The organism is Synechococcus sp. R60.1 (assembly GCF_047461835.1).
Lineage (GTDB): Bacteria > Cyanobacteriota > Cyanobacteriia > Thermostichales > Thermostichaceae > Thermostichus.
This window is the reverse complement of sequence record NZ_JANSIA010000125.1, coordinates 1-5,687: the sequence shown is the minus strand read 5'-3', so window position 1 is coordinate 5,687 and position 5,687 is coordinate 1. Positions and strand designations below refer to the sequence as shown.

Below are 5,687 nucleotides of genomic sequence, written 5' to 3'. Positions count from 1 at the left end.
CCCCCCCCCCCCCCCCCCCCCCCCCCCCCCCCCCCCCCCCCCCCCCCCCCCCCCCCCCCCCCCCCCCCGCCCCCCCCGAGCGGTGCGCAAAGCCGGGATGGGGTGCTGCTGATTCACCCACTCCACCAGGCGGTTGGCCAAAGCGATGATCTGGGGGGCGCTGCGGCTGGATTCATCCAAGAGCACCACCTGAGGACTGGCCTGGCAAAAGGCGCGAAACAGCCGCGGCTCGGCGCTGGTAAAGGTGCCCATGATGCTCTGGTTGGGATCCCCCACCCGCACCAGGTTGCCGGTGCGTTGGCTGAGCAGCCTCAGCAGCTCTTCCTGCAGGGGGGAACTGTCTTGGGCCTCATCCTCGAACAGGTAGTCGTACCAGTTCTGCACCTGCTCCCGCAGCTCCGGACTGCCCTCGATCAAATCCACTGCTTGCCAGCCCAGGTCGTCGTAGTCTAACTTGCCCAGGCGACGCAATTCCGCTTGATAACCGGCGTAGATGGGAGCAGCCCAGCCCAGATAGCCCTCGCTGGGGATCACTTCTGGCCCCAGGCGCAGATTCTTGGCCCTGCTGATGACCACCTGCACCATCTGCTGGAAACTGCGCCGGAACTGGGCTCGGTTTTGGGCGATCTTTTGCGGGTTGTTGTCGCCGGGGATCAGCGGCTCCCAGAGCTGAGTATGGCGGACGAGCCAAGCGCGGCACAGGCGGCTGAGCAACCGCTCCTGTTCGTATCCCTCCAAAATAGACAGCTCCTCCCAACGGCTGGGGGCCTCCCGCAACACCCGCAACGACAAAGAATGCAGGGTAAAGGCCTGGGTAAAGCGATCCGGATACCCCGCCCGTTGCAAACGTTGATTGATGCGGCTGATCAAGTTGCCCCGCGCCGAACGCATGTAGGTGAACACCCCGATGCGCTCCGGTGGGATCCCTCGATTCAGGATCAAATCGGCGATCAGCAGCTCCAAAATGAAGGTCTTGCCGCTCCCCGGAACGGCGGCGATCCCCAGCGGCCCCGATTGGTAGGCCAACGCCTGTTGCTGCGCCGGACGCAGGGTGACCTCAGGAAAGGGAGAAGAAGCCAGACCCAGCATGGGATCCCTGCCTAGCCCAGGATAAAGGTCTCGATGGCCGCCGCCACCCCGTCTTCTGTTACAGAAGGGGCGATCCAGTCGGCATGGGGCAACAGAGCAGGCGAGGCATTTCCCATCGCCACCCCGATCCCCGCATACCGCAGCATCTCAATGTCGTTGTCGCCATCGCCAATGGCCATCACCTGCTCCGCCGACAACCCCAGCATTTCCTCGGCCAAAAAACGAACGGCATTGCCCTTGTTCACCGCCGGATGGGTAGCCTCGAGAAAAATCGGCTCTGAACGGGTGAGGTAGAGCTGGTCAGGGGAATACCGCCGCCGCAGGGATCCCTGCAATTCCTGCAGGAACTCGGTATCCTCAGAAACAGCCAGGATCTTGGTGGGGCTTCGTCCGTATTGGGCGGAAGAGAACATCTGGAACGGCACCTGCGAGCGCTCAGCATAAGCCTGACTGAGGGGGCTCAGCTCCCGCAAATAGAGCTGGTCATCGATGTAGAGGTGAACCCCCACCGGCTGATCCTGCAACACTTGCAGCAACTCCTCGGCCAGCGGCCAGTCAAGGCTCCAGTGCTTTAGGGTCTTTTGGCTGTCGGGATCCCGAATTAAAGCCCCCTGGTAGCTGCATAGGGGCATATCTGCCCCAATCGCGTAGTGGAACCGCTCGGCAGAACGATGCATGCGACCCGTAGCGATGGCTACTCGCACCCCTGCTGCTTTGGCCTTCTGAATGGCCTCCCGAACCGGCTCTGAAACCTGGTTGGAAGGCCCGGCAATCGTGCCATCGATATCCACCACCAACAGCCGAATCTGGGCACGGGGTGGAGAAGATGCCCGCTCTCTTTCCTCGGCTTGGACGTTAGCCTGAGTTTGCATTGCTGTTGTTTGCCCTCCTCCTGGCAACCTTCCAGACCGTAGCATGGCTCTGCCTCGATTGGTTGACGGTCATTGGCCGGCTCAGTACACAAAGAATCAACACAGAAGAATTGAACAAGTGAGATGGCCGGGTGGGGGATCGGTTTCCGCCCCTATTCCCGCCAACGAGAAAGCGTAGAATTAAGAAAGACTAGCCCCGTGATGGACGAAAACATTGTGATCATGCTGAAACGAATCGGTCGCGTCTGCCGGCCTCTGCTGGCCATTGCCCTGGCCTTGACCTTGGCCCTGGCTCCCATAGGCGCTGTTTGGGCACGCAGTGGCGGTCGCATTGGCGGCGGATCTTTCCGGTCTCCGACGTTCTCTGCCCCCCGCTCGATTGGCCCGCACTACTCAGCTCCTGTCTACCCCAGCTATGGAGGCGGCTTTGGTTTTCCGCTGCTGGTGCCCTTTTTCTGGGGAGGGGGGGGTGGCGGCCTGCTGACGCTGCTGCTCTTGGTTGGGGCAGGTAGCTTTTTGGTGCAGACGCTGCGCTCGGGGATCAGATCCGAAGAAGGGGACGATAGCATTGGGGTTCGCGATCCCCAGGTAACTGTTGCGCAGGTAAAAGTGGGACTGCTGGCCAGCGCCCGGCAACTGCAAAAAGACATGAACGCCCTGGCTCTGGAGGCGGATACTCAGTCGCCAGAAGGGCTGAGCCAACTGTTGCAAGAGGTCACCCTTGGCTTGATGCGCTACAGCGACTACTGGGCCTATGGCCATGCCCAAGCGGAGAAGCTGCCCCTCTCCCGCGCCGAATCCCTGTTCTATCAAGCCTCTTTACAAGAACGGAGCAAGTTCAGCGTCGAAAGCCTCAGCAACCGCAACAACCAGATCCAACAAGTCTCCCAAGCGGCGCTGCAGCGATCTGCTACTGGGATCCCAGATGTTGGCGAGTACCTGCTGGTAACTCTACTGGTTGCGTATCGTGGTAACTTGGGTACACTACCTGTAGTTAACTCCATGGCGGATCTGCGGCAGTGCCTGTTGCAGCTGGCTTCGATTCCGGCAGATCGGATTGTGGCCATCGAAGTGCTGTGGACGCCGCAGTTGGAGGGAGACACCCTGTCGGCAGAGGCGCTGTTGACCGAGTACCCGGAAATGCGGCTCCTTTGAGAGCCTTTGGGCGATAGACGGCAACTGTTGGCTGAGTGTCTCAACTCCTCGGGATCCCCGCCGCTCAGGCTAGGGAGGTTGTATGTCCGGGTTAGATGCTTCAGCGGGCAGAGGCCGTCGCTCCCCTTGGGCATGGTCTGGCCAAGTCAAGCAGGCAGATTCTCTGTTGGATGAGCTGTTCGAGGATTTGGAGAACAGCTTGGAAGAGGGACTGTCAGAAGCCGGCGAATATCCTTACCTCGGCACACGGCCCCCACTGCCTTCCCGGCGCTTCTCTGCTGCCGGAGGATTACTGCTGGGTATGGCTTTGGCCGCTACCTTGGTGGCAGGGCTGGCTTTTTGGATGACCCTGCGCCCGCGGGCGGTGGTTTTTTCGCAGGCCACTCGGGATCCCTTGGCTGAGGCACCCAATTCTTCCCATTCCGATGCTCACCAGGAGCCCTTGCTTCCCACTGCTGCTGATGTGGATGAAAACCCCAAAGCTCCACCTGAGGATTCTGCAAAGGCTGTCTTGGTCGAACCGGCAAAACCGCCGACTGTTGCCGCTCCTCTTGCTTCAAGAGGGGCTGGTCTTCCCTCTCCCCCCAGGGTACCTGCGCCTCCGGTGCCAGCGCGGATCCCACCCCAGCCTCTGCCGCAAATGAAGCTGGTGGGATTGATCCACGATCCAGGTGCCCCCAAGGCTCTGATCTTGATCGACAACGTGGTGCGGCAGGTGGCTGTTGGCCATGCGGTAAAAGCAGAGTGGCGGGTTACCGCCATCAGCCCCTACGGTGTGAGGGTGAGCAATGGCGCTCAAAGCGTTACCTTGCAGTTGGGACTGTCGCAGCGGATCTGAATCACCTGGATAGGGATCCCTGCTGGGTTGAGCAGCGCCTGGAGGGTGGGAGATTGGATTGAAGGAGAAGGGGCAGATGAAATTCGCCAAGCTGGGGCGAATGAGCCGCTGCAGAGTGGGAGTGGGCTTAGTTTTGGGATACCTCTGTCTCGGGCTGTTGGCTTGTCGCAGTACACCCCCCCTCTCAGAATCCCCCTCTGGGATCCCGGCGGCCTATGCTAGCCGCCCGCAACTGCAAGGGAAGGCAGTGGTGGAGATGGAGGTGCAAACTGCTGAGGGGGTAGGCAAGGTGATCTTGGCGATCCACGGGGAAGCGGCACCCCTGACCGGCGGCCAGTTCGTGGATTTGGTTCAGCGGGGCTTTTACAATGGCCTCACCTTCCATCGGGTGGAAAAGGATCCGCAGCCTTTTGTGGTGCAGGGTGGGGATCCCCGTGGTGACGGTACAGGGGGTGCAACAGAGCCGGGGAGCAACCGCCTGCGCACCATCCCCCTGGAAATTCAGCTGCGTGGGGAACCCTACCCCCGCTACAACACCTTGATCCAGGATCCCGCTGCTCTGAGTAAGTTGCTCTTGCCCCATCGTTTGGGGGCGGTGGCCATGGCCCGTTCTAGCCCACTTGACTCAGCCTCTTCCCAGTTTTACATCACCCTCTCTGCTCTGCCGATTTTGGACGGGCGCTATGCCGTGTTCGGCTACGTCACCGAGGGGATGGAGTGGGTGGAGCGCATCCAGGTGGGAGATGTGATCCGCTCGGCGCGGGTGTTGGAAGGAGCGGACTTGCTTAGGGTGCCGGGATCCCAACCGGAAAGAGCAGATCAGATGGAGGATCCCGGCAGTTTATGATGGGCAGCAACTCTGCTGCTGGCTTGGTTGTTGTGGCTCTGGCTTTTGCCTTGAGGAAGGGCAAGTTTTGCCCTCGTCCCCTCCGCCAACACCTGGGCACCCTTTCATGCAAGAAGACGCTTTTTCCCCCCTTGAGCCCCTAGACGAGCTGCCACCTCACTCACCGCCGGAGGTGGATGTGGAGCTGATGCTGCAGCAGTTGCAGGATCCGGATCCCTATTTGCGGATGCAGGCGGCCCGCGCCTTCTGTGAGATCGAAGAACCCCGCGCCGTTAAACCCCTGCTGGCCCTAGTCCGGGATCCCTGCCCGTTGGTGCGGGTGGGAGCGGCCTATGCCCTAGGTCGGAATCCGGATCCCGCTGAGGTGGAGGTGCTGATCGAGGGCTTGCGCTGGGATTGGAACGGCTATGTGCGCAAAGGCTTGGTGTGGGCGTTGGGCAATGCCAAGGATCCGCGGGCGTACCCGGTGTTGCTGGAAGTGTTGGCCGGGGATATCGCGGCAGTGCGATTGTGGGCTGCCAGTGCCCTCGGACAACTGGCCCAGGCGCAGGCGTTGCCCGGCCCGGCATTGGATGAGGTGGTCGCAGCTCTCTGCCGGGGCTTGGCTCAAGATCCAATCGCAGCGGTACGCGGCAACTGTGCCTGGAGCTTAGGGATCCTGGGGCAACAGGTGAAACTGGCTCTCGAGGATCCCATTGTTTACACGATGCTAACAAGGCAGTTGCTGACCAGCGCCAGTCGCGATCCCGATTGGGGGGTGCGGGATGACGCGCGGCTTGCCCTACAAAAGTTGGCGGATCCCGATTTGCTGGAGCATGACTCTAGTCAATAATAAGCTCAACTATACTGAAAATAATGTATAATATGTTCAGTACGGATTACTACC

6 protein-coding genes are annotated in these 5,687 nt (G+C 60.8%); 4 read left to right on the top strand and 2 right to left on the bottom strand.

The window, feature by feature from the left end; translation table 11 throughout:
* On the bottom strand, positions 1-1,089 hold a 1,089-nt coding region (locus NW834_RS13075), incomplete at its 3' end, for a UvrD-helicase domain-containing protein (protein WP_414426341.1).
* 11 nt (positions 1,090-1,100) lie between these two features.
* Positions 1,101-1,961: a Cof-type HAD-IIB family hydrolase gene (locus tag NW834_RS13070; protein ID WP_414419829.1), complete on the bottom strand. Its 861-nt coding sequence runs from the start codon at positions 1,959-1,961 to the stop codon at positions 1,101-1,103.
* A gap of 222 nt (positions 1,962-2,183) precedes the next feature.
* Between NW834_RS13070 and NW834_RS13065 the strand changes: the two genes are divergently transcribed.
* The 4 genes from NW834_RS13065 (at position 2,184) to NW834_RS13050 (ending at position 5,633) form a co-directional block, all read left to right on the top strand.
* Positions 2,184-3,116, top strand: a complete 933-nt coding sequence (locus NW834_RS13065; protein ID WP_414426340.1) for a DUF1517 domain-containing protein — start codon at positions 2,184-2,186, stop codon at positions 3,114-3,116.
* A gap of 82 nt (positions 3,117-3,198) precedes the next feature.
* Entirely contained in the window at positions 3,199-3,954 is a 756-nt protein-coding gene (locus NW834_RS13060) for a hypothetical protein (RefSeq protein WP_011433684.1), read from the top strand.
* Positions 3,955-4,030: 76 nt separating this feature from the next.
* A complete protein-coding gene (locus NW834_RS13055) occupies positions 4,031-4,801 on the top strand; it encodes a peptidylprolyl isomerase (RefSeq protein ID WP_011433685.1) in 771 nt (256 codons plus the stop codon).
* A gap of 106 nt (positions 4,802-4,907) precedes the next feature.
* On the top strand, positions 4,908-5,633 hold the full coding sequence (locus NW834_RS13050) for a HEAT repeat domain-containing protein (protein ID WP_414418200.1): 726 nt from the start codon (positions 4,908-4,910) through the stop codon (positions 5,631-5,633).
* Positions 5,634-5,687: the final 54 nt, after the last annotated feature.

Bases quoted from the DNA above. Each gene is read 5' to 3' on its own strand.
- NW834_RS13065 (WP_414426340.1), top strand. From the start codon at position 2,184: ATGCTGAAACGAATCGGTCGCGTCTGCCGGCCTCTGCTGGCCATTGCC.
- NW834_RS13070 (WP_414419829.1), bottom strand. From the start codon at position 1,961: ATGCAAACTCAGGCTAACGTCCAAGCCGAGGAAAGAGAGCGGGCATCT.
- NW834_RS13050 (WP_414418200.1), top strand. From the start codon at position 4,908: ATGCAAGAAGACGCTTTTTCCCCCCTTGAGCCCCTAGACGAGCTGCCA.
- NW834_RS13055 (WP_011433685.1), top strand. From the start codon at position 4,031: ATGAAATTCGCCAAGCTGGGGCGAATGAGCCGCTGCAGAGTGGGAGTG.
- NW834_RS13060 (WP_011433684.1), top strand. From the start codon at position 3,199: ATGTCCGGGTTAGATGCTTCAGCGGGCAGAGGCCGTCGCTCCCCTTGG.